Source organism: Catenuloplanes nepalensis (assembly GCF_030811575.1).
Lineage (GTDB): Bacteria > Actinomycetota > Actinomycetes > Mycobacteriales > Micromonosporaceae > Catenuloplanes > Catenuloplanes nepalensis.
The window spans coordinates 2384651-2408366 of sequence record NZ_JAUSRA010000001.1 but is presented as its reverse complement, the minus strand read 5'-3'; the positions used below and the strand labels follow the sequence as shown (position 1 = coordinate 2408366).

The window sequence follows — 23716 nt, the reverse complement described above, 5'->3', positions numbered from 1 at the left end:
CGCACCCGAACCGGAGTCATACGTGTCCCTTCGTGCGACCTTCCTACCCACCGCCGGGGTCATCGGTGTCGTGCTGGCCTGGTGGTCGTTCACCGTGCTCGGCGGCGTGCCCGAGTTCTTCCTGCCGTCGCCGCCGCAGATCTTCGACGCGTTCCTGCAGAAGCCGGAGTACCTGCTCGGCGAGGCCGGCATCACGCTGATCGAGACGCTGGCCGGCTTCGCGATCGCGACCGCGGCCGGGCTCGCGATCGGCGTCGCGCTGGCCGCGTCGACCACGGCGGACCGGATCACGCTGCCGGTCTTCGTGGCGCTCAACGCCGTACCCAAGGTGGCTCTCGCTCCGTTGTTGCTCTTCTGGCTCGGTTTCGGGTTCCCGCCGAAGATCACGCTGGTCGCGATCATGTGTTTCTTCCCGATCCTGCTCGCGGTCAAGCAGGGGCTGACGTCCGCGCCGATCGAGTCGCTGGAGTTGGCCGCGTCGCTGTGCGCGAACCGGCGGCAGACGTTCCTGAAGATCCGCTTCCACTACGCGCTGCCGCAGATCTTCCTGGGCCTGAAGACCGCGATCAACCTGGCCGTGATCGGCGCGGTCGTGGCCGAACTGTCGAACCCGGAGCGCGGGCTCGGCACCGTGATCAGCCGCAGCACCTCGAACTTCGACACGCCGGCCGCGTTCGCCGCGATCGTGCTGCTGGCCGTCATCTCGGTGACGCTGTTCTACGGGATCGCGCTGATCGAGCGGCTGCTGCTGCCGTGGGCCCGGGAGACCAGCGGATAGGCCGTGGGCTGGGGAGACCAGCGGATAGGCCGTGGGCTGGGGAGACCGGCGGTCAGGCGCGCGTCAGCCAGCCGCGCAGGATCGCGTCGAGCGCCGCGACGCCGAGGTGCACCGCGCGGTCCGGGCCGATCGTGCCGAGGTGGCCGAGCGACGCCATGCCGTGCAGCGTGCCCCAGACGATCTCGCAGGCCTCCTCCGGGTCCAGCTCGACCGAGTGCGCGGCCGACCAACCGGTCAGCGCCGCGTAGGTGAGCTCTATCACCGGCATCGCGGCCCGCTTGCGTGCCTCGCCGTCCAGCAGCGTGTTGTTCATCGCCTGATAGAGGTGCGGATGCGCGCCCGCGTACCGCAGGTAGGCCTCCGCGCCGGCCAGCAGCCCCTCCCCCGGGCCGGACACCGCCGCGCTCATGTCGAGGTGCAACTGCTGGTAACCGTGCTCGACCAGCACCAGCAACAGCCCGTCCTTGCCGTCGAAGTGCTGGTAGACGATCGGCGGCGTGTACTCCACCTCGGCCGCGACCCGGCGGACCGTCAGCGCGCCCGCGCCCTCCGACTCCAGGATCGCAAGCGCCACGGCCGCGATCCGGGCGCGGACGTTCGCCCGTTCACGCTCCCGGCGCTGACGGACCGGGCTGCTCACTGACATGTCATCGTGCACGCCCCCAACTTAACTTTGTTCTGAAATCTAACGCTGTTAGGCGACGCCGCATGCATGACGAATCGGAGTTCCTGACCCGCGATCACTACGAGGCACTCGTCATCGGCAGCGGCTTCGGCGGCGCGGTGGCGGTCTGCCGGAGCCGGCGTGGCCCACGCACGTTCTCCGGCGTGCCGCGGGACGAGCTGGGTGCTCCGATCGCTACCGACCTTCAGCGTCGGGGTGAGCGCGCCAACGACCCCTGGATCACCCTCAGCCCTGACGCCGGAAGCTCAGTGAGGGCTTCGGTGACCGTTCGCAGGGGGCGGCTGGTCCGCGGGGTCAGCTCGGGAGCACGTAGGGGCTCTGCAGGTGCTGACGGAGGGCGCGGACGTCGAAGGCGACGCGGTCGCGGGAGTCCGGGTCGCGGATGGCGAGGGACATCAGGGCGGCGAGCCGGGGCGTGTGACCCTCGGTGAGACCGGTGTGGACCGCTTCGGCGACACCGAGGCTGAGCGCGGCGGCGCCGCCGAGGCCGGGCAGGTCGTGGCGGAGTTCCGCGTCGATGCCGCCGGCCGCGAGCCGTTCCCCGGCGAGTCCGGCGTCGACCCCGGCCGGGCGGGTGTCCACCCACAGCTGGTGTCCCCCGGTGTAGCCGCGGTCCGCGGCCTGCGGTGGCAGGCCCGAGGCAGCCAGCGCGTCACCGAGCGCGCGGGCCGTGCGGACGATCGCGCGGGCGTAGGGCAGGCCGGCGCGGGACTGGAACTCGGCCAGCGCCAGGCCGAGCGCGCAGACCGCGGCCAGGTGGTGCGACGCGATCAGATCGCGCTCGGCCGCGAAGACGGCCTCGGCCACCGCGGCGGTGCGCATCGCGAGCACGCCGTGCTGCGGGCCGGGGAACGCGGTGTGGGTGGAGCCGCCGATGCTGTCCGCGCCGAGCAGCAGCGGGCTGGGCAGCAGCCCGCCGAAGATCAGTGGCATGGTCGCGGAGATGTCCACGTGGGTGCGGGTGGCTCCGGCGGCCGGAACAAGTTCGGGTAGCGGCAGTGGGAACAGGCCGCCGTCCTCGAAGATGACCAGGACCGGCCGGTGTGCGGCTATCGCGGCTTCGAGGGCCGGCGGATCCGGCCGGTACGGGTCCGCGTGCGTGACGTGCACGGCCGCGTAGCGCCAGCGGCGGATCAGCCGGGACGTGCGGCACGCGCCCTCGTGCGCCGCGTGCACGACCAGCACGGTCGCCCCGGGCGGCGCCTCCAGCGAGGCGAGCACGAGCGTGGTCGACTGGGTGCCGGAGAGCGGCCGGGCGGAGACGTAGGAGGCGCCGGTCGCGTCGTGCAGCAGCGGCAGCGTCACGTCGGTCTCGATGCGGGCGGCGTACCGGCGGGCGGGTAGTGTCCACCCACCGGGTTCACCGTCAATGTTGAAGAACGCGCGGGCCGCCGCGTCCGTGCCGTACGCGGCTCTGGCCAGCCTGGACCCGGCGTTCTCGGTCGGGACCAGCGAGATGATCCGGGCCGCGCGGCGCTGGTGGCTGGAGAGAGCGTCGAGTCCGGCGGACAGCAGATCCTCAACGTCGACCACGGCGGGCACGGTCCTCCTCGGGGCACGGGTGCTGCGGGCCGCGGCAGCCTAGGGCGTGCAGAGGGACTCTACGTGAGTAACCGGATCGCCGCAGTCCGTGCTGTCATCGTGCCGTACCAATGGGTGATATTGAAGCTCCTCCCCTGGCATGTTCGACGAGCATCGATCCAGAATGGAGGGTCAGTGGCTGGTGTAGGTGACGGTCTCGGTGTAGGTGACGCTGACCTCCTCGGCCGCCAGGGACGTGTAGCCGCCCGGCACCTCGTAGGTCTCCTCCGCGATCCCGTCGCCGTCCACGTCGTAGGTGGCGACGTCCGCGAGCCCGTCGCCGTCGAGGTCCGCGACGGTCAGGATGCTGCCGTCCGCGTACTCCTCCGCGACCACGTGGTCGTCGGTGCCGTTGCCGTCCGCGTCCATCATGAACTCGTAGATCTCGCTCATCGCCTGCTCCTTGGCCGGGTCGTTCGTGGTGACAACGACATTAGGCGGCGGGCGGGCGCGGCAGATCCCGGAAACGTGCCATCAGCAGGTCTCCCTCCTCCGGGGTGGAGGTCACGAACCGGCGCCCGTCCGGCCCCCGGGCGACCACGACGGCATCCTGCCCGGGTTTGCGGGTGTAGGTCTCGACGCCCGGCGGGCCGGGCCGCGGGCCGGCCGGGACGGCGTCCAGCCCGGCCTGGATCGTGGCGCTGCCGTTCGCCCGCCACGGTGCCGGCACGGTGGAGTAGACGCCCACGGAGTACTTGCTGAGGAACCCGCCGTTCGCGCCGACCAGCCCGAACGTGCCGGGCGCGCGCCGGGCCCGGCGGACCGTCTCCACGATCGCGTGCAGCGCGTAGTCGTTGCCGGGCCCGCCGAAGAACGGCAGGCCGCCGGTGACGGTCAGCCCGCGCGGGTCGGTGACCGGCAGGCCGAGCCCGTCGCAGACCGCGAACACCGCGATCGGGAAGCAGCTGTACAGGTCGATCGTGGCCAGGTCGCCGAGGTCCAGGCCGGCGAGGTCGAGCGCGTGCCGGACCGCGGCCACCGCGGCGGGGTAGGCGGACAGGTCGGGCCGGTCGAGCACGTCCCGTTCCCGCAGGTCGGCGTGGCCGTGCAGGTACACCCACCGGTCCGGCGGGACCCGCAGCCGCCGCGCGGTCTCGACCGAGGCCAGCAGCACGGCCGCACCCTGGTTCACCTTGTCCCTGGAGACCAGATATCGCGGGTACGGGTCCGCGACCATCCGGTTCGACGGCGTCTCGGTGATCAGCTCCTCCGCGGTGCGGATCGTGGGCGCGGCCGCGTGCGGGTGGCCGGCCGCGACCCGGGTGAACGGTGCGAACAGCGCGCCCATCGCGGCGCGGTAGTCCCCGTGGGACAGGCCGAGGCGGGCACGGCGGGCGTGCTCGAACAGCGCGTACTGCCCGGGCGGGTCGAGCAGCCCGTGCGCGGCGAGCGCGGGTGGCGCGAGGCCGTCCAGCCCGTACCCCCGGTCCTCGATCTGCCCGCCGGCGTGCTCGGTGAAGTCGGGGCGGCCCTCGGCGCGCGCCCAGTGCGCGACCGTGGAGATCGCCTCGGCGCCGACGATCAGCGCGGTGTCCGCACGACCGGCCGCGATCTCCCCGGCCGCCTCGGTGACCAGGCGCTGCGGTGCCTGACCGCCGGTGACCTCGAGGATCGCGCGCTTCGGATCCTGGCCGAGGCGGGCGGCGACCGCGCGCGGAAAGTTGTCGGCGCGGCCCAGCGGCGCGGCCGACCAGGGGGTGGAGATCTCGAACTGGCGGACGGCCGCGACGATGTCGGCCGTGGCGCCGCGCAGCGCCAGCCCGGCCGCCGCGGCCGCGAGGTCCACCGGGGAGAGGCGCCGGTAGCCCGGGTCGGTCAGCCGCTCGGACACCTCACCCACCCCGATGATCACGGGCGTGCGGTCGCCGGTGGTCACAGCGCCCGGCCCAGCGACTCGATCCGGGCCGCGCACTCCTCCGCCATGGTCCGGGTGATCTCCGCGGCCGGACGCAGACCGTGGAACGAGCCGACCACCTGCCCGACGAAGAACGACTCCAGCGCGAGCGCGCCCTCGTGCCCGGCCGCGGCCGCGTCGTCGATGCGCTGCCAGGCCTCGCCGGTCAGCAGCGGCTGCAACGGCAACGGCAGCGGCGCCGGGCTGCCGGGCCGTTCCCACTCGTCGTGCCAGGCGCTGCGCAGCTGCCGGGCCGGTTTGCCGGTGCGGGCCGGCGAGCGCACCGTGTCGGCGCTGGTCGCGTCCAGGAACTTCGACTTGATCGCGGCATTCGCCACGTCCTCGTGGCTGGACAGCCAGACCGAGCCGCACCAGACGCCGGCCGCGCCGAGCGCGAGCGCGGCCGCCATCTGCCGCCCGTCCGCGATCCCGCCGGCCGCGAGCACGGGCGTGCCCCCTGCCAGGTCGACGATCTCCGGGGTGAGGACCATGGTGGCGATCGTGCCGGTGTGCCCGCCGGCCTCGGTGCCCTGCGCGATCAGCAGGTCGACGCCGGCGGACAGCTGACGGGCGGCGTGTTTCGGCGCGCCGACCAGCGCGGCCACGATCACACCGGCCGCCCTGCCACGGGCGACCAGGTCCGGCGGGGGCGGGCCGAGCGCGTTCGCGATCAGCGAGATCCGGTGCGCGAACGCGACGTCGAGCAGCGCGGCCACGCCGGCCGGGCTGACGCCGGCCGCGAACTCGTCCGCGAGGTGCCGGGTCCCGGTCCGCGGGATGCCGTAGCGGTCGAGCAGGTCGTCGACGAACGCGAGGTGCGCGGCCGGGATCTGCGCGCGCAGGCTCGCGATCAGATCGTCCGGGTCCCCGGCCGCGAACGCCGACGGGACGAGCAGATCCACGCCGTACGGCCGGCCGTGCACCTGATCCTCGATCCAGGTCAGCTGCGCGTCCAGCTCGTCAGGCGCGTATGCGGACGCGGCCAGCACGCCGAACCCGCCCGCGTTGGTCACCTCTGCCACCACCGCCGGCGACCGGTTGAACCCGACGATCGGATGCCGCACCCCGGTCATCTCCGTGAAGGCGGTTCGCATCGACGCTCCCCCTCCAGAGGAATCGATCCACTACGCGCGGTTGTGTAACTGTAGTTACCGTAACTACGGTTACACATCCCCTCCGAAGGCCTTGTCGATCTCGTCGGGGGTCAGGGAAGCGGTGCGGAACGTCGTGGTTCCGGGGCCGAGGAGCTCGAGGGCGGCGGTGCGGGCGGCGCCGTAGGCGGCCCAGGCCAGGGCGCCGCCGGTGGAGACGCGGCGGACGCCGAGCGCGGCCAGCTCGGGCACGCTCGGCGCGCCGGCCACGGCGAGCACGTTGACCGGCGCGTCGACGGCGGCGATCACCCGGCTGATGTCGTCCGGCGCGCGCAGGCCGGGGGCGTAGAGCACGTCCGCGCCGGCCTCGCGGTAGGCGCGCAGCCGGGCGATCGTGTCGTCCAGGTCGTCGCGGCCGTAGAGCAGGTTCTCGGCGCGCGCGGTGAGCACGATCCCGTGCCGGGCGCACGCCTCCGCGGCGGCCGCGACCCGCGCGGTCGCCTCCCCGGGCGGCGAGACCGCACCGGCGGCCGGGTCGTAGTCCTCGATGGAGATGCCGGCCGCCCCCGCGTCCGCGAGCGCGTCCACGGTCGCGGTGACGTCGTCGAAGCAGCGCTCCGCGTCCACGTTGAGCGGCACGCCGGCCGCGGCGGTCAGCGCGGCCGTGTGCGTCACCAGCTCGTCCAGGGTCACCTGCTGGTCGAGCTTTCCGAGGCTCGCGGCCAGGCCCGAGGACGTGGTGGCGAGCGCGGCGAAGCCGAGTCCTTCGAGGAGCCGGGCGGAGCCGGCGTCCCACGGGTTCGGCATGACGAACGTGCCGGAGGCGTGCAGCGCACGGAAGCGGTCGCGAAGATCGGTCATGGGGCTCAGCGTACGATCTCCGCCATGCAGGATCGGGTTCTCGAGACATCCGTCGACGCCGTCATCGCCGCGCTGGAGGCGTTCGACCGTGAGGCGTTCGGTGAGGCGATGCAGGAGCTGGCACAGGCCACGCCGCGCTCCCGTCCGGACGAGGTCGCGGACGCGCTGACCCGGCTCGCGCCGGTGCTGGCGGAGCTGCCGATCGGCGTGGGCGGGCACCTGGCGCAGCTGGCCGGCAGCATGGTCGACTTCGGTGGCACGCCGGACCTGGTGCTGCCGGTGCTCATCGACCGCGCGTGCGAGGCGCTGGAGGCGGCGGCCCGGTTCCGCGCGCTGCACGAGAAGGCGTTCGGCGCGGTGCCCGACCCGGACGACCACGAGGCGATTCCGGTGGTGATCGAGCGCTTCGCCGAGGGCGCGGACGCGCTCGGTCTGTCCGAGGCGGAGGGCCAGACGCTGATCGAGGCGTGGTTCACCGCGGGCGTCTGGGTGCAGCCGGTGCTCTACCTGGCGCAGCGCCGGGACGTGCGGGTGTCGCTGCCGCAGCGCGAGCGGCTGACCGCGGCGGTCGAGGCGACGCGGGAGCACATCGGCACGGCCGGCTGGCTGCACGGGCTGCTGCTGGTCCTCGACGACGAGCCGCTGATCGTGCTGCACCGCCAGACCGGGCGCGCGTTCGAGGTGACGATCAGCGGGATCGGCGACAACTTCCAGCTGCACACGCTGCTCGCGGCCGCGGTGCTGGACGGCGACGACCGGCCGTCCGAGGAGGAGATCGCGGCCGCGACGGACGGGCCGGAGCTTTCGCCCGCGGGCGGCATGACCGGCCGGGTGAACCTGGTCGACGGCGAGGGCACCTGGATCTGGAACGAGGGCCGCCCGGCGGACATCCCGGTCTACGAGGGCGCGCGCGTCGTGGTGCTGGACCCCCCGCCGTACAAGCGCACGTGGAACACCGGCCGGCCGTACCCGCTGATGGTCCCGTCCGTGACCGCGGAGCAGCTGCCGACCGCCGAGGCCGCGGCGTGGCTGAGCAAGGTGAAGCCGGCCGCCTGAGCCGTGTCCACCGACCGGTGGACAACCGGATTCCATCCACCGGTCGTCCCTCTCGACGCCGTGCGACCGAAGAATTCACTGCATGGCAGTCATCGAGGTTCAGGACCTCAGGAAACGGTACGGCCCGCACACGGCCGTCGACGGCGTCACGCTGACCGTCGAACGCGGCGAGGTGTTCGGGCTGCTCGGCCCGAACGGCGCCGGCAAGACCACCACGGTCGAGATCCTGGAGGGTTACCGCCGGCGTGACGGCGGTGACGTGCGCGTGCTCGGCGAGGACCCGAGCCGCGCCGGCCGTCGCTGGCGGTCCCGGCTCGGGATCGTGCCGCAGGGCGCGCAGGACGGCGGCGAGCTGACCGTCCGGGAGTACATCTCGCACGTGGCCGGCTTCTATCCCCGGCCCCGCGACCCGCGGACCGTGATCGAGCGCTGTGGCCTGGCCGAGAAGTCCGGTGCGAAGCTGCGCACGCTCTCCGGCGGGCAGCGCCGGCGGGTGGACGTGGCGCTCGGCATCATCGGCGACCCGGAGCTGCTGTTCCTGGACGAGCCGACCACCGGCTTCGACCCGGAGGTGCGCCGGGCGTTCTGGTCACTGATCCGCGATCTGGCCGCGGAGGGCACCACCATCGTGCTGACCAGCCATTACCTGGACGAGGTGGAGGCGCTCGCGACCCGGCTGGCGGTGCTGGCCGGCGGCCGGATCGTGGCCGAGGGTACGCCGCAGGCGATCGGCGGCCGGACCGCGGAGTCGATCGTGTCCTGGCGGGACGGCGACGGGCCGCAGACCGTGGTGACCGACGCGCCGCTGCCGCTGCTGGCGACGCTGACCGGCCGGGCCACGGCCGTGACCGACCTTCGCGTGCAGCCGCGCAGCCTGGAGGACGTCTACCTGGAACTGATCGGAGAGAACCGATGACCACCGATACGCTGAGACTTCCCTCGACGCTGCGCATCGGCCTGGCGCGGGGCGCGGCCGAGGTACGTGCGTACTTCCGCGAGCGGGACGCCGTGGTGTTCACGTTCGCGCTGCCGACGGTGATCCTGATCCTGCTCGGGTCGATCTTCAACGAGCCGCTGGACGGCGTGCCCGACGCCACGGTCAGCCAGGTGTTCGCGGCCGGGATGATCGCGTACGGCGTCCTGTCGACCGCGTTCATCAGCATCGGGATGGGCATCGTCGCGGACCGCGAGGACGGCACGCTGAAGCGCCTGCGCGGCACGCCGGCGACGGCCGGGGCGTACCTGATCGGCAAGATCGTGCTGGTGGCGGTGACCACGCTCGCGTCCGTCGCGATCATGCTGGCCGTCGCGGTGCTGCTCTTCGACCTCGAACTTCCCAGCGACACGGGGCGCTGGGTCACGTTCACCTGGTTGATGGCACTGTCGGTGGTCGCGTGCACGCTGCTGGGCATCGCCGCCAGCACCCTGGCCCGGTCCACGCGCAGCGCGCCGGCCGTGATGAACCTGCCGGTCCTGGCGCTGCAGTTCACCTCCGGGATCTTCGTGCACATCTCCACGCTGCCGGATGGCATGCTGGCCGTGTCGTCGCTGTTCCCGGTGAAGTGGATGGGTCAGGGCTTCCGGTCGGTGTTCCTGCCGGACGAGGCGGGGCTGCAGGAGGTGGCGGGATCGTGGGAGCACGGCAGGATCGCGCTGGTGCTGATCGCCTGGTGCCTGATCGGCCTGGTGCTGTGCCTGGTGACGTTCCGGTGGACGGACCGTCGCACGCGATGAGGCGCTGGGTGTGGCCGTGGGACGTCTTCCTGCTCACCGCGCTGGCCGTGGTGATGGCGGTGACCGCCCGGCACCAGGAGGTGTCCCCGGCCGCACGCGCGGTGTCGGTCACCGCGCTCGCGCTGGCCGCGGCCGTCTGGATCCTCTGGGGCAGGCGGATCGCACCGCGCGATGACGAGGGCGTCCCGGACGGCAGCGTCTGGTTCGGTGTCGTCCTGGTGGTGCTGTTCGTGGTCGCGGTGTCGGCGGCGGAGATCAGCACGTTCGCGCTCTTCGGGATCGCCCCGATGCCGTTCCTGTGCATGCGGGTCCGCCCGGCGGTGATCACCGCCGCGGTGCTGAACCTGACGCCGCTGCCGGTGGACCTGGCCAAGCAGGCCGGCTGGGAGGAGCTGCTGATCGACGCCGGGGTGGCGGTGCTCGGGCTGACGTTCTCCACGCTGATCGGCACCACGATCGAGAGGATCTCCGAGGAGAGCCGGGAGCGGGCGCGGCTGATCGAGGAGCTGGAGGCGAGCCGGGCGCGGGTCGCGGCGCTGTCGCACGACGCGGGCGTGGCCGCGGAGCGTGCCCGGCTGGCCGCCGAGATCCACGACACGCTGGCGCAGGGCTTCACCAGCATCGTCACGCTGGTCCAGGCGATCGAGTCGGAGCTGTCCACCGATCGGGCCGCAGCCGACCGGCACCTGGCGCTGGTGCTGCGCACGGCCCGGGAGAACCTGGCGGAGGCGCGCGCGATGGTGACCGTGCTCGCGCCCGCCGAGCTGCACGGCCGGTCGCTGGCCGAGGTGCTGTCCCGGCTGGCCGCGGCCCATCAGGCGACGTGCAGCGTGGACGCCGCGGACTTCCCGACCGCGACCGAGGTGGTGATCGTGCGGACCGTGCAGGAGGCGCTGACGAACGTCCGCCGGCACGCGCACGCGACCACCGTGACCGTGGACCTGATCGGTTCCCGGCTGACCATCAGCGACGACGGCGTGGGTTTCGCACAACAGCAGAGCACCGGTGGGTACGGTCTGCGCGGCATGCGGGCCCGCGCGGAGCAGATCGGCGCGGATCTCACGGTCACGTCCGCGCCGGGGGCCGGAACGACGATCACATTGGACGTACCCTCATGATCAAGATTTTGCTCGTCGACGACCATCCGGTGGTCCGGGACGGGTTGCGTGGCATGCTCGGCGCGGAGGCGGACCTGGACGTGGTCGGCGAGGCGGGTTCCGGCGCGGAGGCGGTGACCGCGGCCCGCGCGCTGCGCCCGGACGTGGTGCTGATGGACCTGCGCATGCCGGGCGTGGACGGCGCGACCGCGACCGGCCTGATCCTGGCCGAGCTGCCCGGTACCCGGGTGGTCGTGCTGACCACCTACGACACGGACGCGGACATCCTGCGCGCGGTCGAGGCGGGCGCGTCCGGCTATCTGCTCAAGGACGCCAGCCGCGCGGACCTGACCGGTGCGATCCGGGCGGCCGGGCGCGGCGAGACCGTGCTGGCCCCGGCCGTGGCGGGCCGGCTGGTCCGGCAGGTGCGGCAGCCGGCCGCGCCGGGGCTGTCCGCGCGGGAGCTGGAGGTGCTGCGGCTGGTCGCGCAGGGCCACACGAACGCGGGGATCGGCCGCCGCCTGCACATCAGCGAGGCGACCGTGAAGACGCACCTGCTGCGCACGTTCGCGAAGCTGGACGTCTCCGACCGGACGGCCGCGGTCACCACCGCGATGTCGCGCGGGTTGCTGTGACCGCGGCCGTCCCGGCCCGTCAGTAGCGGACGACGATCACCACCCGGCGGTTGAACTTCTGGCCCTTGCCGAGCCCGTTCACGCCACCGGCACCGGCCGTGGTGACCGGCACCGTGATGCCCAGCTTCCGCAGGTGGGCCCGGACCGCGTTGGCGCGCTTGAGCGCCAGCTTCCGGTTGGCCTTCGTGGCGGCCTTGCCCCTGCTGTCAGTCTCGGTATATCCGGTGATCGTGATCGCCTTGGCGCTGGTCAGCGCGCCTCGCAGGTCACGCAGCGTCCGCTGTGCCTTCGGGCGCAGCTTCGCGGAGAGGTGCGGGAACGTGAACGACTGCAACGTCACCGTGTTGTTGACCGGCGCGGTCACGTTGTTGATGCTCTTGGCCTTGCAGGTGTCGTCGAGCACGACGTAGCTGGAGTCCTCCAGCTTGGCCCCACCCGGCGCGGTCCCGGTCAGGACCAGGCGGTGTGAGCCGCCCTTGACGCAGGCCTTGGCCGGCATGGTGATGACCGCGTTGAACGCGCCCGCCGCATTCGTGGTGCCGCGGGCGACCTCGATCGGCGTGGAGTACATCGTCAGCGTGTACGGCGACGCCGGCTGCAGACCGCCACCGCTCACGGTCGCCTTCGCACCCTCCAGGGGCGCGTCCACCGCGAGCTGCAGATTCAGGTTGATCTTCGGTGGGTTCGACGGGTCCGGTGCCGGTGAGGTCACGACCGGGCCGGGCGTGGTCGGCACCACGGACGGGACCGCGGTCGGCACCACGGACGGCGGGACCGACGTCGGCACGGCGGACGGGCTGATCGACGGGGTCGCCGACGGTCCGGCGGACGGCGCCGCGGTCACCACCGGCGTGTCCGGGCCGGTGAACGGCGGCACCGGCGGCGCGGGCGGCTTGATCTTCGTCAGTTTCACCAGCATGCTGGGCCCGCTGAGGGTGGCGTAGATGTCGCCCTTCGCGTCCAGCTCCACACCCGCGGGCTGGCCGACCGGCGTCTCGAGCGACGGCCCCTCCACCACCGGGTTGTAGATCTGCGCACTGACCTGGTCGACGCTGCCGGCGCTGAACTCGGCGAGGGAGCTCGCACCGAGGCCCATGCCGGCGATCAAGGCGCCGTTCCCGATCCCGCCGACCGAGAAGTCGGTGCTCATCATCGTGATGACGCCCGCGTAGGAGGCGGTGTACAGCGTCTCGCCGGTCGTGTCGAGGGCGAGGCCGACCGGACCGGGGTAGAACACCTGGCCCAGCAGCTCCCCGGTCGACGAGATCTGCAGGATGCGGCTCTCCTGGGTGTCCGACACGTAGACGGTGCCGTTGGGGGCGACCGCGACACCGTTCGGCATGGCGATGCCGATGGTCTTCGCATCCTGCAGCGGCGTCGACGGCGTCGACGTGGCGGAACCGTCGCCGGCGATCACCTCGATCGTGACCGGGTTGGCGTCGGGATTGAACCGGGCGACCTCGTGCGAAGCCTGGTCGCCGAAGTAGAGGTAGCTCCCGTGCGCCACCATCTGGGTGGGCGTGTCGACCTGGCCGAGGCTCGGCGGGCCCTCCACCCCGGTCCCGGCCACCGGGGTCAGGTTCCCGTTCGCGTCGGCCCGGTAGATGTAGCCGGTGTCGGCGCTGCCGACGTAGAGGTGTCCGTTCAGCCACGCCAGGCTGACCAGCCGCCCGTTACCCACGCCGTTCCTCGGCAGCGTGTTGCACCCGAAGGACAGGCCGGCGAAGACGGAGAGCTGGTAGGCCGGCGTGATTTTCACGATCACACAGTTGCCGGTGTCCGCGACGTAGAGGTTGCCGTCCGGATCGAACGCCATGTCGGTCGGGTCGTTCAGCTGCGACTGGCGCGCCGCACCGTCGGTGGGCGTGCCGGTCGACTGGTTGTCCCCGGCGATGATCGACAGCAGGTAGGGCGAGGTCGGAATATTGACCGGCTCCGCCGCCGACGGTGCGACCACCCCCACCGCCACCGCCATCCCGGCCCCGGCCGCCAACGCGGTGACACCGAGAGAACTCCTCCAACGAATCTTCACTTATCCCCCATGTCATAAAAATTCCGTTCGATTTGACCTTAGGGTTATTTGCCCCATTACTAGATCCAAATCGTCAACATCACGGGGTACGCCGGGAACTGTTCGCGTTCGCTCGCCGACCAACGCACCGAACGATCATCGAGGAGGACTGGCAGATGGGTAAGACCTCGCGTTTCGGTGCCGGACTGGTGCTGGCACTGGCGATGGGCGGGCTCACCGCGTGTGCGACCGACGACAGCACGACGGCCGCGCCCGCACCGAGCGCCACCACCGCGGCGAGCGCGCCCGCGGCGACGTCCGGGCTGACGATGACCGACCCGTGGATCAAGGCGGCGGACGAGGGCATGACCGCCGCGTTCGGCACGCTGGTCAACGGCGGCACCACGGACATCACCGTGGTCTCCGCCGCCACCGCGGTGTCGCCGATGATGGAGCTGCACGAGACGACCATGGTGAACGGCGCCATGCAGATGCAGCCCAAGCAGGGCGGGTTCACCATCCCGGCCGGCGGCGAGCACGTCCTGGAACCGGGCGGCGACCACATCATGATGATGGGCCTGACCACGCCGGTGAAGGCCGGCGACCAGGTCCCCATGACGCTGACGCTCGGCGACGGCAGCACCGTGCAGTTCACCGCGGTCGGCAAGCCGTTCACCGGCGCCCAGGAGTCCTACGCGCCGGGCGCGCACGGCGGTGCGATGCCGTCGATGTCGGCCGGGGCGCATTCGTGACCCCACGCCCGATCAGCCGTCGCGGGCTGTTCACCGGCGGTGCCGCCGCACTCGGCGGCGCCGTCGCGGGCGGTACGGTCGTCTCTCTCGGGCCTGAGGCGGCACCTTCCGCGCGACCGGCCCCGGTGCTCGTCGACTACGGCCAGGTGGTCGAGCCGTTCTACGGTGCCCGGCAGTCCGGCGTCGAGACGATCCCGCAGGCGCACGCCGCGTTCGTCGCGTTCACGCTGGCGCCCGGCAGCGACCGCGACGCGCTGGGCCGGATGATGCGCCTGCTCACCGACGACGCGGCCCGGCTCACCCGGGGCGAGGCGCCGCTGGCCGACACCGAGGCGGAGCTGGCCGTGGTCCCGGCCCGGCTGACCGTCACGTTCGGCTTCGGGCCCGGCCTCTACGCGGCGGCCCGGCTGCCCTCCCCGGTCGCGCCGCTGCCCGCGTTCCCGCAGATCGACCGGCTGGAGGACCGCTGGAACGGCGGCGACCTGCTGATCCAGATCTGCGCGGACGATCCGATCACGGTCACCCACGCGCAGCGCATGCTGATCAAGGACAGCCGGCCGTTCGCGACCGTCCGGTGGGTGCAGCGCGGATTCCGCCGCAGCGCCGGCGTGGAAGCGGCCGACCGGACCCAGCGCAACCTGCTCGGCCAGCTCGACGGTACCGCGAACCCGGCGTCCGGCACGCCGTCGTTCGGCACCGCGGTCTGGCGCGAGGACGGCTCCACCCAGCTGGTCGTCCGCCGGATCCGCGCCGAGCTGGAGGAGTGGGACCTGCTCGGCCGCACCGACAAGGAGAACGCGGTCGGCCGGAAGCTGGCCAACGGCGCGCCGCTGACCGGCACGGCCGAGCTGGACGAGCCGGACTTCGCGAAGCTGGACGCCACCGGGTTCCCGGTCATGCCGGACTTCGCGCACGTCACGCGCGCACGGCAGACCGACGACCGGCTGAAGATCGTGCGCCGGCCGTACAACTACGACGAGGCGCCGGCCGCGGACGGGACCGCGGACTGCGGGCTGATCTTCGCCTCGTACCAGGCGGACATCGTGCGGCAGTACATCCCGATCCAGACGCGGCTGGCGGAGAAGGATCTGATGAACGAGTGGATCACGCCGATCGGCTCGGCCGTCTTCGCGATCCCGCCCGGCGTGCCGGAGGGCGGCTGGATCGGGCAGCAGGTGCTGGCATGATCCGCCGGATGCTGGCCGCCGCGCTCGCGATGACGGTCGCGGTACTGGTACCGGCCGCGCCCGCGTTCGCGCACAACCGGCTGACCTCGTCGGTGCCGGCCGAGGGGGCGCGGCTGGACGCCGTACCCGCGGAGATCGTTCTTGAATTCGCGGAGTCGCTGAATCCGACGTACACGCAGCTCATCGTGACGGACGCGGCGAAGGCCCGGGTCGCGGTCTCCGACCCGGCCGTCGACGGCGGAAAAGCGACGATCACCTTCACGGGTACGCCGGGCGACGGCGTCTACACGGTCGCGTACCGGGTGGTGTCCAAGGACGGGCATCCGGTGCAGGGCTCGTACGCGTTCACGGTCGGCACCGGCGCGCCCGCGGTGGCGGCTTCGAATCCGGCCGCGCCGGTGGTCGCCGACGCTCCCCCGGCCGCCGGCGGATCCTCGCCGGCCGGGGTGATCGTGCTGGTGGCGCTCGTCGTGGTGGCCGTCGCCGGCGGCGCGGTCGCGTTCTGGCTCTCCCGGCGCCGCAGACCCGCGGTGTGATCTCTCGTCGTGCCGTCCCGGCGGGAGGTGCGCATGGCGCGTTCCCAGCCGATGCGGCGCAGCAGGTGCATGAACGACCAGGCGCCGAGCCGGCGGTAGAGGTCCGGCTCCCAGGTCCGGACACGGAACCAGGAGCCGGACAGACCGGGGTCCGCCGCGTCGATGACCGCGGAGATCCAGGCCATCAACAGGAAGTGGACGGTCCACGCGGCCGCGAAGCCGGTGTAGCCGAGCGTCTCGCCGACGGCCACGCCGGCTGCGACGATCACGGCCGCGCCGCCGACCGCGATCAGCGACGTGCGTACCGGCCTCGGGGTCATGCGCAGCAGGACAGGCCGCCCCGCGTCGCACATCCTAGGAGGCTGGGCTGAGGAGTCTCATAGCCGCTGCAACTGGGTCACGATCATCGCTATCGCGAAGAAGCCGTAGAACGCGATGGCCACGAGCATGCCGCCGAGCCGCCAGCCTCCCAGTCGTACCGGCGCGGGAAGGTCCTTGATGTTGAGGCGGACCAGCAGGATCGAGTAGAGCAGCGTGACCACCGAGGCCGCACAGGTCGACACGATCAGCAGGCCGAGCGGCTGGGTGAAACCGGCCAGCAGGATGATCGAGCCGAGCACGATCTCGGTCCAGACGACCAGCAGGTAGAGGCGGGGCTCGGTCCAGCGGGTGGAGCCGGGCGTGTAGACGCGGTGCACGAAGTCCGCGGTGAGGCGGCCGATCACGTCGAGCAGCCCCATCGCGGCGGCCCACAGCGAGACCGCGGCGATCGCGAAGAAGAGCAGCTTGAGCCAGACACCCACGCGGTCGGCCAGCACGTCGCCCTCGATGCGCAGGAACGACGGGTCGCTCTTGAGGTCGCCGCGGCCGGCCAGCGTCTCGTACGCCAGCAGGCTCATGACCGTGATGGTGACCAGGCAGACCGCGACGAACGTGACCAGGTGCTCCACGTTCGCGCGCCGCCACCAGACCCGCCAGCGCTCAAGGTTGCCATCAGTCACAGCCAGATCGAAACGATCCGCGCCCGCCGGCTCCGAGCGACCGGTGATCGGCGAGATCAAGCGGGGCACGTGCGCGCCCATCCCGTAGCCCTTGTCGCGGATCCAGTTGCTGAGCACCAGGTTGTGCACGCCCCCGGCCCCGGCCGCGCCGATCGCGCTGAGCAGCATCACGAACGTGATCTCCGGCGGGATGCGGCCGAACTCGACGACCGCGGCCCGCGCACCGGCGCCCCAGGTGGACAGCGAGATGACGAAGACGACCACGACGAGCAGGAAGAACAGCGTGAGCGCGACCTTGACCACCTCGACGCGCTCGACCGTGGTGTAGACGACGCGGGACACGGACAGCAGCACGCCGATCAGCACCAGCACGAGCACGGTGATCCAGACCGGGTCGCCGCCGCCGACCAGGTAGGTGAAGACCGTGGAGCCGCTGGTCGCCCAGCCGGGCCAGACGTACTGGAACGCGCCGCCGAGGCAGATCAGGATGCCCCAGCCCTTCCACCAGCGGGAGAAGCCGGCGACCACGGTCTGCCCGGTGGCCAGCGTGTAGCGCTCGATCTCCATGTTGATGACGAACTGCACGACCAGCGTGCTGATCGCGAGCCAGAGCAGGCCGAGGCCGCCCAGGACGGTGAGGTACGGCCAGAGGATGATCTCGCCGGCCGCCATGCCGATGCCGACCGCGACGACGCCGGGGCCGATCATCCGCCGCAGCGGTACGGGAGCGGGAAGGTCAGTCATGTCGCACTCCTAGGAGAGCAGAACGTCCAGGTGGCGCAGCATCCGCGCGGTGTCCGCGGTGCGCCCGGTGAAGAGTTCGAACGCGGCGGCGGCCTGGTAGGCGCACATCGCGGTGCCGCCGAGCGTTCGCAGGCCGGCCGCGCGGGCGGTGCGCAGCAGCGGCGTGTGGACCGGCATGTAGACGATGTCGGCGACCCACAGGCCGGGGTGCAGCAGCTCCGCCGGAAGCGGCAGGCCGGGGTGCCGGTGCATGCCGACCGGGCTGGCGTTGACCAGTCCGGTGGCGTGCGCGATCGCGTCGGGCAGCTCGGATGGAGCCGCCACCGCGATCCGGTCGGCGTCCGTGTGCAGGCTGAGCGTCTCGGCGAGCAGTCCGCGCCGGTCCAGGTCGGGGTCGACCACGGTGAGGTGCCCGATGCCCAGGCCGAGCAGCGCGTGCGCGGTGGCGGCACCGGCGCCGCCCGCGCCGAGCTGCACGACCCGGCTGGTGTCCACATCGGGCAGTCCATCGCGGAACGATTCGGTGAAGCCGTACGCGTCGGTGTTGTGCCCGTGCCGCGCACCGTCGCGGAACACGACGGTGTTGACCGCGCCGATCGCCCTCGCCGCGGGCGACAGCCGGTCGAGCAGCCCGACGACGTGCTGCTTGAACGGATGGGTGATGTTGAGCCCGGCGAAGCCGTCGCGTTCGGCGTCGTCGAGCAGCCGGCCGAGCGTGGCCGGGGTGCCCGCCCGGTCCACGTCGATCAGCTCATAGTGCAGGTCGAGGCCCTGCCGGCGGGCCTCGGTCTCGTGCAGCGCGGGCGAGAACGACGCATCGATCCCGGCGCCGATCAGTCCACACCGCACGGTCGACTCCCTTGAATGTACGAACTGGTACGTTAGTTATCCGGGTCACATCGAGTGGTGTCAAGGGGGCGGGCAGACTGGACCTCATGGAAGAGACCGTGGAACGCCGCCGGGACGCCGCACGCACCCGAGCCGAGATCATCGACGTGGCCACGGACGAGTTCGCGAATCGCGGCTACGCCGGCGCCCGGGTGGACGAGATCGCGGCGCGCACCCGCACCACGAAGCGGATGATCTACTACTACTTCGGCGGCAAGGAGCAGCTCTACCGCGCGGTGCTGGAGCGGGCGTACTCGGAGATCCGGGCCGCCGAGCGGGCCGTGGACGTGGAGCACCTGGACCCGGTGATGGCGGTGCGGCGGCTGGCCGAGGTCACGTTCGACCACCACGAGGCGCACCCGGCGTTCATCCGGCTGGTCGGCGTGGAGAACGCGCAACAGGCCCGGCACGTCGCGCACGTCGCGCGGATGGCCCACCTGAACAGCTCGGCCGTGGACCTGCTGCGCGGCGTGCTGGAGCGCGGCCAGGCGGACGGCGTGTTCCGCACGGACGTGGATGCGCTGGACGTCCACATGATGATCAGCTCGTTCTGCTTCTTCCGGGTCGCGAACCGGCACACGTTCGGCGCGCTCTTCGACCGCGACCTGCTGGACCCGGCACGCCGCGCGCACTACCGCACCATGCTGGGCGACCTGTTGACCGGATATCTACGGATTTAAGGGGGATTTTATGCGGCGGTCGATCGCGACGGTGTGCGTCTCCGGGACGCTGGACGACAAGCTGACCGCCGCGGCGGCGGCCGGGTTCGACGGGATCGAGCTGTTCGAGAACGACCTCGTGGTGTCGCCGTGGTCGCCGGCCGAGATCCGGGCCCGGTGCGCCGGCCTCGGCCTGTCGATCGACCTCTACCAGCCGTTCCGCGACTTCGAAGGCGTACCCGCGGATGTCCTCGAACTGAATCTGCGACGCGCCGCCCGCAAGTTCGACGTGATGGAGGCGCTCGGCACGGACACCATGCTGGTCTGCTCGTCGGTCTCGCCGGACGCACGGGACGACGACGCGCTGGCCGCGGAGCACCTGTCCCGACTCGCGACTCAGGCCGCTGAGCGTGGGATCAGGATCGCCTACGAGGCGCTCGCCTGGGGCCGCAACGTGTCCACGTGGGACCACGCCTGGCGGATCGTGCGCGCGGCCGGCCACCCCGCGCTCGGGCTGTGCCTGGACTCGTTCCACATCCTCTCGCGCGAGGTCAGCCCGGACGGCATCGCGGACATCACGCCCGGGAAGATCTTCTTCGTGCAGCTGGCCGACGCGCCGCACCTGCGGATGGACGTACTCCAGTGGAGCCGCCACCACCGGCTCTTCCCCGGCCAGGGCGCGTTCGACCTCCCCGGCCTGATCACGAACATCCAGGCGAGTGGGTACGACGGACCGCTGTCCCTGGAGGTCTTCAACGACGTCTTCCGGCAGGCCGATCCGGCACGCACCGCGGTCGACGCGATGCGCTCGCTGATCGCGCTGGAGGACCGGGCCGGCCTGCACCCGCTGCCGCCCGCACCCACGCTGCGCGGCCACGCGTTCACCGAGTTCGCGGTGGACGGCGGCACCGGCCCACAGTTGCGCGAGGCGTTGCGGGGCCTCGGTTTCGCGCACACCGGCCAGCACCGCACCAAGCCCGTGGAACTGTGGGAACAGTCAGCCTGCCGGGTCGTGCTGAACAGCGCGGTGACCCGGCCCGGCGCCGCGATCAGCGCGATCGCGGTCAGCACGGACGATCCCGAGGCCGCACTGCGCCGCGCCGTGGCGCTGCGGGCACCGGCGCACGTCAGCGCGCACGGCCCGCGCGAGGTCTCGCTCGCCTCCGTAACCGCCCCGGACGGCACGGACGTGTTCCTGACCGACCACTCGACGGACTGGCGTGCGGACTTCCTGTCGACCGGCGACTCCCCCGGCATCGGCACCGGCCTGCTCAGCACCGACCACATCGGACTGACCCAGCCGTTCGACCACTTCGACGAGGCCGGGCTGTTCTACGACTCAGTCCTGGGGCTGGGCCGGCTCGCGACGGAGGAGTTCGCGGCGCCGTTCGGCCTGATGCGCTCGCGCGCGCTGGCCACCACGGGCCGGGAGGTGCGCCTGGCGCTCACGGTCGCGCTGCTGCGCCGCGGCGAGTGGGCGCCCGGCGTCCCGGAGCCACAGCACATCGCCTTCTCCACATCGGACATCATGGCGACGGCCGCGCGGGTGCCGCAGCGGCTGGCGATCCCGGACAACTACTACGCGGACCTCGCGGCCCGATTCGCCCTGCCCGACGACACGATCGAGCCGCTGCGCCGGCACGGCGTCCTCTACGACCGGGACGCGCACGGCGGCGAGCTGCTGCACTTCTACACACCGGTGCACGGGGGCAGGGTGTTCTTCGAGATCGTCGAGCGACGTGGCGGCTACGACGCCTTCGGCGAGACGAACGCGCCGGTCCGGATGGCCGCCCACCGCCACCTGCGCCTGACCACCGGCCGGGCGACACCACAGCTTGCAGGCGACGCGTAACCTTGCGTACATGCGCACGCCGACCGTGTCGCGGACGATGGCCGAGGTCCTCGGGCTCCTGCTGCAGGCGTGGCAGGAGGGCGCCGAGCTGCACGGCTGGCTGATCATGCGCGGGCTGCGCCGCTCCGGCCCGGCCGTCTACGCCGCGCTCGACCAGTTGGAGGACGCAGGCTGGACGACCGCGAGCTGGGAGGCGCTGCCGGCCGGCGAGAACCGGGCCCGGCGACGCTACTACCGGCTCACCGCGTCCGGTGTGGAGGCGGCCCGGCAGCACGCGATCCCGGTCGAGACCGAGCGTCCGCGCTGGTGGCGGCCGCAGCCCGGCTTCGGGATGGCCGCGCGATGAACGGCGTCGAGATCATCCTGGCCCTGCTGCTGGGTGTGCTGGTCAACGAGTTCACCGGCGTTTCCCCCTGGCTGGGCCGGCGGCTCGCGGCCTGGTCGGCGCGGCTGCGCTACGGCGACACGCCGCGTGGCAAGGTCCGCGCCGAGGAACTGGAGGCGGTGATCGAGGCGCGGCCGGGCAGCTTCCTCAAGCTGGCCACCGGCACCAACCTCGCGGTTGCCTCGCTGGTGATGCGCGCGCGGCGGCTGATCGCCGGAGAGCCCGATCCCGCGGACGCGCCCTCGGCCGACGAGGTGCTGTCCGCGCCGCGCCGAGTCCTGCCGCTGGACGACGAGCCGACCACGCTGGTGGCTCGTTACCTATTCCCGACCGAGCGCTACCGCGGCGAGTGGAAGCGGCACTGGATCAATCCGGCCCGGTCCGCCCTCGTCGTGGTGATCTACGGCGTGCTGCTGGAGTGGATCGTCGCGATCTACGTGCGGGACCGCTATCAGGTGTGGTGCGCGTTGCTGGTCGCACTCGCCACCGCGGTGCTGGTGCTCTATCAGCTGGCATTGTGGTACTTCAACCGCCTGATCATCACCAACAAGAGACTGATGCTCACCAGGGGCGTCGCCCGCCGTACCGTGGCGATGATGCCCCTGATGCGGGTGGTGGACGTCCGGTATGTGCAGTCGCCGCTCGGCCGGGTGCTCGGTTACGGCACGTTCCGGCTGGAGTCGGCCAGCAGGCGCAACGCGATGCGTGTCGTCGCCGACGTGCCGCGCCCCAACGAGCTCTATCTGCGCATCGTCGAGGAGATGTACGAACCGGAGGCGGTCGAGGCACGCCTCGGCCGGGACAAGGACGATCTCGACCTGGAACCGGCCGGCCTCGCGGGCCTTCCACCGTTCGCGGACGAGGACCTCACGGATCGGGAATTTGCGGAGCAGGGCTTCGCGGAGCAGGGCTTCGCGGAGCAGGGCTTCGCGGAGCAGGGCTTCGCGGAGCAGGATCTCGCGGAGCAGGATCTCGCGGAGCAGGGCTCCGCGGATCGGCGCGAGTCGCCGGGGACGATGCCGGGTTCGCCGTGGGCGAGCCCGCCGATCCGGGACTCGGAGGCCGAGATGATCGCGCTGCTGACGAAGCTGGGCGGCGCCATGGAGTCACTCACCGCGGCCGTCGACCGGCTGACCGCGAGCGCCGCCGCCCAGAACCGTCCGCGCGAGGGGCGCGCGGGCACCGATGAGACGGACACGATGCCGGCGCCACCCGGCTGATCATCGTCGCTATCCTTCGGCGGCGATCTCATCGACGAGGTCGCACGGCGCGAGGAGAGACATGACGGACTATCGCTGGGAGACGGCCGCGGACGGGCGGATTCCGGAGGGGGCGATTCCGCACGGGTACGACGATGACGGCTCGCCGCTGTGGGTGTGCCGCGTGCGGCTGCACGGCGGGCTGCACCCGGGCAAGGTGCGACCGGGGCTCGGGCTGGCCGGCGTCGCCTGGGGTGGTGACGAGATCGGCGTGCCGGGCGAATACGAGGTGCTGATGGACCGCGGCATCTGGGGCGTGGCGGTCGGCGGCGACGTGCCGGACGACGCGTACGAGGCCGGGCACGAACACCACGGCGTCCCGCTGTTCGTGGCGCGGGCGTCGATCGACGGGAACAACCTGCAACTCGGCAAGGTGCGCCGCGAGTTCGGGGCGGCGAACATCGGCTACGGCAACGAGGAGCACACCGTGCACGCGTACGAGGTGCTGCTGCGCCCGGACGCGCCGGTCTTCTGGTCGGCGAAGGGACCCGGCCGGGCCGCCGCCGGCACACCGCAGCCGGTCACGCCGGGGCAGAGCGTCACCGTGAACGGCAAGCGGGTCACCGTCACGGTCACGGTGGACCTGAGCTAGCCGTTCCACGGCTCGGTGAAGCCGAGCCGGTCCGGGTAGAGCTCGGCCCACGGGACGCCGTGCTCGTCCGACTCGTCCACCAGCGCGAACACCACACCGTCGTGCTCGAAGCGGAACGGCTGCACCGCGATGTCGCCGAACCGGACCCGGCGCAACCCGGCCAGCAGGCCGGCGAGCACCCGGTCCGCGCCGGCCCTGTCGGCCAGCACGCCGGTGCGGGCGAGCAGCCGCACCCGCGTCTCGCGGTGCAGACCGTCCGCGTCGAAGAGGTGCACATACGCATACCACGCGGGGCCGGCACCGGGCCGGTAGGTGCCGTGCACCGCCGCGTAGAACTGACCCTCGGCGTACCGCCCGATGGTGTGGGTCTGGTGATCTGCTTCCCACGCGATGGGGATGCGCCGCGGCACGGGCATGCCGACATGCTAGTGACCGCGG

At 72.1% G+C, this 23716-nt stretch carries 24 protein-coding genes; 14 read left to right on the top strand and 10 right to left on the bottom strand.

The annotated features are described in order from the left end of the window. Positions 1–22 precede the first annotated feature (22 nt). Positions 23–778, top strand: a complete 756-nt coding sequence (locus tag J2S43_RS10015; protein WP_306828557.1) for an ABC transporter permease — start codon at positions 23–25, stop codon at positions 776–778. Positions 779–830: 52 nt separating this feature from the next. Here the strand turns inward: J2S43_RS10015 and J2S43_RS10010 are convergent, their stop codons facing one another. From J2S43_RS10010 to J2S43_RS09985, 6 genes are all read right to left on the bottom strand, one after another. Next, complete coding sequence (locus tag J2S43_RS10010) at positions 831–1418, bottom strand: TetR/AcrR family transcriptional regulator (RefSeq protein ID WP_306828556.1); 588 nt, start codon at positions 1416–1418, stop codon at positions 831–833. 339 nt (positions 1419–1757) lie between these two features. Then, complete coding sequence (locus J2S43_RS10005; protein ID WP_306828554.1) at positions 1758–2996, bottom strand: PLP-dependent aminotransferase family protein; 1239 nt, start codon at positions 2994–2996, stop codon at positions 1758–1760. Positions 2997–3176: 180 nt separating this feature from the next. Continuing rightward, on the bottom strand, positions 3177–3437 hold the full coding sequence (locus J2S43_RS10000; protein WP_306828552.1) for a hypothetical protein: 261 nt from the start codon (positions 3435–3437) through the stop codon (positions 3177–3179). Positions 3438–3477: 40 nt separating this feature from the next. Then, complete coding sequence (locus tag J2S43_RS09995) at positions 3478–4875, bottom strand: acetyl-CoA acetyltransferase (RefSeq protein WP_306828551.1); 1398 nt, start codon at positions 4873–4875, stop codon at positions 3478–3480. Between the two features lie 41 nt (positions 4876–4916). Further along, the gene (locus tag J2S43_RS09990) at positions 4917–6032 is read right to left on the bottom strand and encodes an NAD(P)H-dependent flavin oxidoreductase (RefSeq protein ID WP_306828550.1); all 1116 of its coding nucleotides are present in this window, start codon (positions 6030–6032) and stop codon (positions 4917–4919) included. A gap of 69 nt (positions 6033–6101) precedes the next feature. Then, a complete protein-coding gene (locus J2S43_RS09985) occupies positions 6102–6890 on the bottom strand; it encodes an isocitrate lyase/PEP mutase family protein (protein ID WP_306828549.1) in 789 nt (262 codons plus the stop codon). Positions 6891–6914: 24 nt separating this feature from the next. On the opposite strand from J2S43_RS09985, the gene J2S43_RS09980 reads away from it, so the two are divergent. From J2S43_RS09980 to J2S43_RS09960, 5 genes are all read left to right on the top strand, one after another. Beyond that, the gene (locus J2S43_RS09980) at positions 6915–7946 is read left to right on the top strand and encodes a hypothetical protein (protein WP_306828548.1); all 1032 of its coding nucleotides are present in this window, start codon (positions 6915–6917) and stop codon (positions 7944–7946) included. Between the two features lie 82 nt (positions 7947–8028). Beyond that, positions 8029–8862, top strand: coding sequence for an ABC transporter ATP-binding protein (locus J2S43_RS09975; RefSeq protein WP_306828546.1), 834 nt, complete (start codon positions 8029–8031; stop codon positions 8860–8862). Next, positions 8859–9680, top strand: a complete 822-nt coding sequence (locus J2S43_RS09970) for an ABC transporter permease (RefSeq protein WP_306828545.1) — start codon at positions 8859–8861, stop codon at positions 9678–9680. The genes J2S43_RS09975 and J2S43_RS09970 overlap by 4 nt, the downstream gene beginning before the upstream one ends. After that, the gene (locus J2S43_RS09965) at positions 9677–10798 is read left to right on the top strand and encodes a sensor histidine kinase (RefSeq protein ID WP_306828544.1); all 1122 of its coding nucleotides are present in this window, start codon (positions 9677–9679) and stop codon (positions 10796–10798) included. The genes J2S43_RS09970 and J2S43_RS09965 overlap by 4 nt, the downstream gene beginning before the upstream one ends. Beyond that, positions 10795–11412, top strand: a complete 618-nt coding sequence (locus J2S43_RS09960; protein WP_306828543.1) for a response regulator — start codon at positions 10795–10797, stop codon at positions 11410–11412. Before J2S43_RS09965 ends, J2S43_RS09960 begins: the two co-directional genes overlap by 4 nt. 19 nt (positions 11413–11431) lie before the next feature. Here the strand turns inward: J2S43_RS09960 and J2S43_RS09955 are convergent, their stop codons facing one another. Then, positions 11432–13387, bottom strand: coding sequence for an OmpA family protein (locus J2S43_RS09955; RefSeq protein WP_306828542.1), 1956 nt, complete (start codon positions 13385–13387; stop codon positions 11432–11434). Between the two features lie 212 nt (positions 13388–13599). Here J2S43_RS09955 and J2S43_RS09950 point away from each other — a divergent pair, with 212 nt between their 5' ends. Genes J2S43_RS09950 through J2S43_RS09940 form a run of 3 tightly spaced genes read left to right on the top strand, consistent with a single transcriptional unit; the run spans position 13600 to position 15898 of the window. Next, positions 13600–14175: a copper chaperone PCu(A)C gene (locus J2S43_RS09950; RefSeq protein ID WP_306828541.1), complete on the top strand. Its 576-nt coding sequence runs from the start codon at positions 13600–13602 to the stop codon at positions 14173–14175. Positions 14176–14186: 11 nt separating this feature from the next. Beyond that, positions 14187–15362: a Dyp-type peroxidase gene (locus tag J2S43_RS09945; protein ID WP_306839234.1), complete on the top strand. Its 1176-nt coding sequence runs from the start codon at positions 14187–14189 to the stop codon at positions 15360–15362. Beyond that, entirely contained in the window at positions 15359–15898 is a 540-nt protein-coding gene (locus J2S43_RS09940) for a copper resistance CopC family protein (RefSeq protein WP_306828540.1), read from the top strand. Before J2S43_RS09945 ends, J2S43_RS09940 begins: the two co-directional genes overlap by 4 nt. 377 nt (positions 15899–16275) lie before the next feature. On the opposite strand, the gene J2S43_RS09935 is transcribed toward J2S43_RS09940, so the two are convergent. Further along, on the bottom strand, positions 16276–17643 hold the full coding sequence (locus J2S43_RS09935; protein ID WP_306828539.1) for an Nramp family divalent metal transporter: 1368 nt from the start codon (positions 17641–17643) through the stop codon (positions 16276–16278). A 9-nt stretch (positions 17644–17652) separates the two neighbouring features. Next, positions 17653–18492, bottom strand: a complete 840-nt coding sequence (locus J2S43_RS09930) for a shikimate dehydrogenase (RefSeq protein WP_306828537.1) — start codon at positions 18490–18492, stop codon at positions 17653–17655. A gap of 86 nt (positions 18493–18578) precedes the next feature. On the opposite strand from J2S43_RS09930, the gene J2S43_RS09925 reads away from it, so the two are divergent. From J2S43_RS09925 to J2S43_RS09905, 5 genes are all read left to right on the top strand, one after another. Next, positions 18579–19211: a TetR/AcrR family transcriptional regulator gene (locus J2S43_RS09925; RefSeq protein ID WP_306828536.1), complete on the top strand. Its 633-nt coding sequence runs from the start codon at positions 18579–18581 to the stop codon at positions 19209–19211. Between the two features lie 10 nt (positions 19212–19221). Further along, positions 19222–21042: a bifunctional sugar phosphate isomerase/epimerase/4-hydroxyphenylpyruvate dioxygenase family protein gene (locus tag J2S43_RS09920; protein ID WP_306828534.1), complete on the top strand. Its 1821-nt coding sequence runs from the start codon at positions 19222–19224 to the stop codon at positions 21040–21042. A 10-nt stretch (positions 21043–21052) separates the two neighbouring features. Next, positions 21053–21388, top strand: a complete 336-nt coding sequence (locus J2S43_RS09915) for a PadR family transcriptional regulator (RefSeq protein WP_306828533.1) — start codon at positions 21053–21055, stop codon at positions 21386–21388. Further along, a complete protein-coding gene (locus tag J2S43_RS09910) occupies positions 21385–22647 on the top strand; it encodes a PH domain-containing protein (protein ID WP_306828532.1) in 1263 nt (420 codons plus the stop codon). The genes J2S43_RS09915 and J2S43_RS09910 overlap by 4 nt, the downstream gene beginning before the upstream one ends. A 61-nt stretch (positions 22648–22708) precedes the next feature. Beyond that, a complete protein-coding gene (locus tag J2S43_RS09905) occupies positions 22709–23278 on the top strand; it encodes a DUF3421 domain-containing protein (protein ID WP_306828531.1) in 570 nt (189 codons plus the stop codon). Here the strand turns inward: J2S43_RS09905 and J2S43_RS09900 are convergent. Beyond that, complete coding sequence (locus J2S43_RS09900; RefSeq protein ID WP_306828530.1) at positions 23275–23694, bottom strand: hypothetical protein; 420 nt, start codon at positions 23692–23694, stop codon at positions 23275–23277. The two genes, J2S43_RS09905 and J2S43_RS09900, sit on opposite strands and share 4 nt — an antisense overlap. Positions 23695–23716 lie beyond the last annotated feature (22 nt).

Coding starts and splice junctions, on each gene's coding strand:
- J2S43_RS10000 (WP_306828552.1), bottom strand. CDS start 3,437: ATGAGCGAGATCTACGAGTTCATGATGGACGCGGACGGCAACGGCACC.
- J2S43_RS09990 (WP_306828550.1), bottom strand. CDS start 6,032: ATGCGAACCGCCTTCACGGAGATGACCGGGGTGCGGCATCCGATCGTC.
- J2S43_RS09985 (WP_306828549.1), bottom strand. CDS start 6,890: ATGACCGATCTTCGCGACCGCTTCCGTGCGCTGCACGCCTCCGGCACG.
- J2S43_RS09980 (WP_306828548.1), top strand. CDS start 6,915: ATGCAGGATCGGGTTCTCGAGACATCCGTCGACGCCGTCATCGCCGCG.
- J2S43_RS09975 (WP_306828546.1), top strand. CDS start 8,029: ATGGCAGTCATCGAGGTTCAGGACCTCAGGAAACGGTACGGCCCGCAC.
- J2S43_RS09970 (WP_306828545.1), top strand. CDS start 8,859: ATGACCACCGATACGCTGAGACTTCCCTCGACGCTGCGCATCGGCCTG.
- J2S43_RS09965 (WP_306828544.1), top strand. CDS start 9,677: ATGAGGCGCTGGGTGTGGCCGTGGGACGTCTTCCTGCTCACCGCGCTG.
- J2S43_RS09960 (WP_306828543.1), top strand. CDS start 10,795: ATGATCAAGATTTTGCTCGTCGACGACCATCCGGTGGTCCGGGACGGG.
- J2S43_RS09955 (WP_306828542.1), bottom strand. CDS start 13,387: ATGGCGGTGGCGGTGGGGGTGGTCGCACCGTCGGCGGCGGAGCCGGTC.
- J2S43_RS09950 (WP_306828541.1), top strand. CDS start 13,600: ATGGGTAAGACCTCGCGTTTCGGTGCCGGACTGGTGCTGGCACTGGCG.
- J2S43_RS09940 (WP_306828540.1), top strand. CDS start 15,359: ATGATCCGCCGGATGCTGGCCGCCGCGCTCGCGATGACGGTCGCGGTA.
- J2S43_RS09935 (WP_306828539.1), bottom strand. CDS start 17,643: ATGACTGACCTTCCCGCTCCCGTACCGCTGCGGCGGATGATCGGCCCC.
- J2S43_RS09925 (WP_306828536.1), top strand. CDS start 18,579: ATGGAAGAGACCGTGGAACGCCGCCGGGACGCCGCACGCACCCGAGCC.
- J2S43_RS09920 (WP_306828534.1), top strand. CDS start 19,222: ATGCGGCGGTCGATCGCGACGGTGTGCGTCTCCGGGACGCTGGACGAC.
- J2S43_RS09915 (WP_306828533.1), top strand. CDS start 21,053: ATGCGCACGCCGACCGTGTCGCGGACGATGGCCGAGGTCCTCGGGCTC.
- J2S43_RS09910 (WP_306828532.1), top strand. CDS start 21,385: ATGAACGGCGTCGAGATCATCCTGGCCCTGCTGCTGGGTGTGCTGGTC.
- J2S43_RS09905 (WP_306828531.1), top strand. CDS start 22,709: ATGACGGACTATCGCTGGGAGACGGCCGCGGACGGGCGGATTCCGGAG.
- J2S43_RS09900 (WP_306828530.1), bottom strand. CDS start 23,694: ATGCCCGTGCCGCGGCGCATCCCCATCGCGTGGGAAGCAGATCACCAG.